A 3674-nucleotide genomic window follows, 5' to 3' on the forward strand; every position below is an offset into this window, starting at 1 on the left:
ATCGACAACGTCGAGCTCGTGCCGCCGCTGATCGACCCCGAGGAACCCGACTGGGCCACGGTTCACCAGACTGTGGCGGACGCGCTTGTGCTGAGCTCGTCGAAGACCGCCGCGCAGTAGGGGAGCAGTTATCACCCCGCCGACGTGCACCGTCATCGTTGTGAACTACAACGGCGCGAACCTGGTGCTCGAGTGCCTCGAGTCGATCGTCGGATCCGACTCGGGCGGCCTCGAGGTCGAGGTCGTCGTGGTTGATAATGCCTCGATCGACGGATCCGACGTCGAGATCGAACGGCGATTTCCCTCTGTCACGCTCATCCGTTCGCCGGTCAACCTGGGCTTTGGCGGAGGGGTGAATCTCGGCATCCGCGAGTCCACGGGCGACATCGTCATCCTGATCAACAACGACGCGCGCGCGCAGGCCGGCTTCGTGCGCGCAATCGTCGAGCCGTTCGTCACCGACGGGGAGCGGCTGGCCGCCGTCACCGCCCGCATCCAGCTGACCGGTCGATTCTCGGAGGTTGCCGCGGCCGATGCGGACTACGTCGATGCGGCCGGACGCGGATGGCGTCGTCTGCCCGATTCGGCCGAGGGCGGCGTGCAGCTGATGAACAGCACCGGCGGCCAGGTTTCGGCGTCGGGCAACGGCAGTGATCGCTCCTGGCTGGTCCCCGTAGGTGAGGGGCCCGCGCTCGACTCCAGCGTCTTTGCATTCTGCGGAGGCGGCGCGGCCATCCGACGGGCGGCCCTCGACGAGGTCGGCCTCTTCGACGAGAAACTCTTCATGTACTACGAGGACACCGACCTGTCTTGGCGCCTCCGCCGGTTCGGCTGGCGCATCCGATACGCCGACGACGCGCGCACCCTGCATCACCACGCAGCCTCGAGCGGCACGTCGTCACGCCTGTTCCTGGTCAACAACATCCGCAACCGGATGCTCGTCAACATCCGCAACGCGCCGGCGGCCATGGCGCGCAGGGCCGTGCTCCGAACAGTTCTCAGCCTGGTGCGGTCCGCCGTGCGCGGGGTCGCACCGAGCGGGGGGCACCTCGCGAGGCGGCGGACTCGCGCGACCGCCGTGGCACTCGGCCAGATGCTGGTACGCCTGCCGTCCTATCTCCGCGCGCGACGACTGGTCGACGAGGGGGCCGTGCTGGAGCGCTCGTTCGTTCTTGCCTGGGCCGTGCGCGATTAGACCGTGCCGGTCTCCGCCGCGGCGCAACTGGTCACAGGTCGGCGTGCAACTGCCAGACCTTCTCGGCGGAGTCGCGCCAACTGAAAGCCTGCGCGCGGTCGTAGCCCGCGACGGACAGGCGCTCGTACAACTCGGGGTCGGCAAGGGCGGATGCCATTGCCTCGGCCAGGCGCTCCGGGTAGCCGGCGGCGTCGTCCCGGGCAACCACGATGCCCGCGCCCGCCGTGACCTCGAGCAGGGCCGGGGCGTCGGAGTGCACGACCGGTGTTCCGAAGTGCATCGCCTCGACGACCGGAAGCCCGAAGCCTTCTGCGAGGCTGGGAAACACGAAGAGCGAGGCGCGGTCGAGGGCCAGGGCCAGGTCAGAGTCCGAGAGGAACCCGAGCACGCGCACACGGTCGGGGGCCAGCCCCGCCTCGGCGACCAGCCGGGCCACGTCGAGGTCGCCCCAGCCCTTCGGCCCGACGATGAGCAACGGGAAGTCGGGCGCGCCCGGATCGGCGAGCGCGCGGATAAGCGGGGCCAGTCCTTTTCGCGGCTCGAGCGTGCCCACGGTCAGAATGTAATCGGCGGGAAGATCGAGGGCCTCGGCCCTGGCCTCCGGGTCGTCGGGCAGCACCAGGTGCGAGCTGACGGCTCCGCCGATCACCCTGATGCGGTCGCCGAATTTCATGATGTCGGCCAGCTCGGAGGCGACGGTGTGCGTGGGCACGACGATCGCATCGGCGTACCGACGGGCACGGCGGGCCAGGCCCTTGTGCCACGCGACGCCGTGCGGCGTCAGAGTCTCCGGATGCGTCCACGGCACGACGTCGTGAATGGTCACGGCGACCTGCTCGCCGATCGACTCGGTCCTGTCGATCTTGCGCAGCGGCGCAAGCAAGCTCGTGGCATGGATCATCCCGCGGCCGCGGGCACCGGTGGCGAAGCCGTGCTGCCAGGCGCGCGCCAATTCCCTGCGAGGCAGGCCGAGCGTCGTCAGCTCTGCCAGGCCGGGGAGCCGGGTCAGGATGCCGTCGAGCTCGTCTTTCGGAACCTTCGAGACGATCGCCTCGACGTCGCACCCCCGCGGCGCGGTTGCGATGAGCTCGCGGGTGAGCTCTTCCGTGTAACGCCCGATCCCCCCCGGAACGGTCGCGACCATTTGATCAATGATCACCCTGAGGGTCGTCATCCTTCTCCAAAAGAATCCCGAGTGCGCTGCATCGTGCAACGCGGCAGACGGGCCACGTGAGGTTCGGTCTCCGTTCGGGACCACCAGGCCGACACGTGCGAGACGGGCGTGGACCGGGGGACGGGACGAACAAACGATGAGCTGTCTGTGCGCTCGAGACTATCAGGGCCGATTAGTGCTTCATCACGGTTGGCTGTGTGGCGCGCGCCCCTTATTAGGGCGCTCCGCCCGGCGGACCCACGGGAATCGGGGCCCGGGTAGACTTCCCATCGAGCGATTTCCGGCCCCTGCCGCCGGGAGCGCCCCACCCCTCGACTCGAAGGCTTGTCAGATCATGCGCGGAATCATTCTTGCCGGTGGCTCAGGAACCCGGCTGTGGCCGATCACGAAAGGCATCAGCAAGCAGCTGATGCCCATCTACGACAAGCCGATGATCTATTACCCCCTCTCGACGCTCATGATGGCGGGCATCAGGGAGATCCTTATCATCACGACCCCGGAGTACGACGACCAGTTCCGTTCGCTGCTCGGAGACGGGTCCGATCTCGGCATCCGGTTGGAGTACGCGGTGCAGCCGTCGCCCGACGGTCTGGCCCAGGCGTTCATCATCGGCGAGGAGTTCATCGGTGACGAGAGCGTAGCCCTGGTGCTGGGCGACAATATCTTCCACGGAACAGGACTCGGCTCGAACCTGCGGTCGAAGACCGAATTCGACGGTGCGCTCATCTTCGCGTACCACGTCGCGAATCCACGCTCGTACGGCGTCGTCGAGTTCGACGCCGACAACGTCGCGGTCTCCATCGAGGAAAAGCCTGAGACGCCGAAGAGCAACTACGCCGTTCCCGGCCTCTATTTCTACGACAACTCGGTCGTCGCGATCGCGAAGACGATCGAGCCGAGCGCCCGGGGCGAGCTCGAGATCTCGACCGTGAACGAGCGCTACCTGCAGCAAGGCAACCTGCGCGTGCAGGTGCTCGACCGGGGAACGGCGTGGCTCGACACAGGCACATTCGAATCGATGGTGCAGGCCACCGAATTCGTGCGCGTCGTCGAAGATCGCCAGGGCTTCAAGATCGGGTGCATCGAAGAGATCGCCTGGCGGGCGGGCTGGATCGATGACGCCCAACTGGCCGTGCTTGCCGCCCCCCTCGTCAAGAGCGGATACGGCGCCTACCTCAACGGCCTGCTGGCCGCGAGCTGACCGAGTGACTACGTCGTCGACGGCCGTGGGAAGCGACAACGGCGCGACTCTCACCCGCACCGCGGCGCCAGCTTTATCGATCGGTGAGGCTCTCTCTGGGCACC

Annotated in this window: 3 protein-coding genes; 2 read left to right on the plus strand and 1 reads right to left on the minus strand. The window is 67.3% G+C overall.

The features are described 5' to 3' along the window. Nucleotides 1–130 precede the first annotated feature (130 nt). Entirely contained in the window at nt 131–1195 is a 1065-nt protein-coding gene (locus tag ACE5CZ_RS14275) for a glycosyltransferase family 2 protein (protein WP_374947995.1), read from the plus strand. 31 nt (nt 1196–1226) lie between these two features. Here the strand turns inward: ACE5CZ_RS14275 and ACE5CZ_RS14280 are convergent, their stop codons facing one another. After that, nucleotides 1227–2369: a glycosyltransferase family 4 protein gene (locus tag ACE5CZ_RS14280; RefSeq protein ID WP_374947993.1), complete on the minus strand. Its 1143-nt coding sequence runs from the start codon at nt 2367–2369 to the stop codon at nt 1227–1229. A gap of 334 nt (nt 2370–2703) precedes the next feature. Here ACE5CZ_RS14280 and rfbA point away from each other — a divergent pair, with 334 nt between their 5' ends. Next, nucleotides 2704–3570, plus strand: coding sequence for a glucose-1-phosphate thymidylyltransferase RfbA (gene rfbA / locus ACE5CZ_RS14285; protein WP_374947994.1), 867 nt, complete (start codon nt 2704–2706; stop codon nt 3568–3570). Nucleotides 3571–3674: the final 104 nt, after the last annotated feature.

The sequence above is a fragment of the Agreia sp. genome (assembly GCF_964263775.1).
GTDB lineage: Bacteria > Actinomycetota > Actinomycetes > Actinomycetales > Microbacteriaceae > Agreia.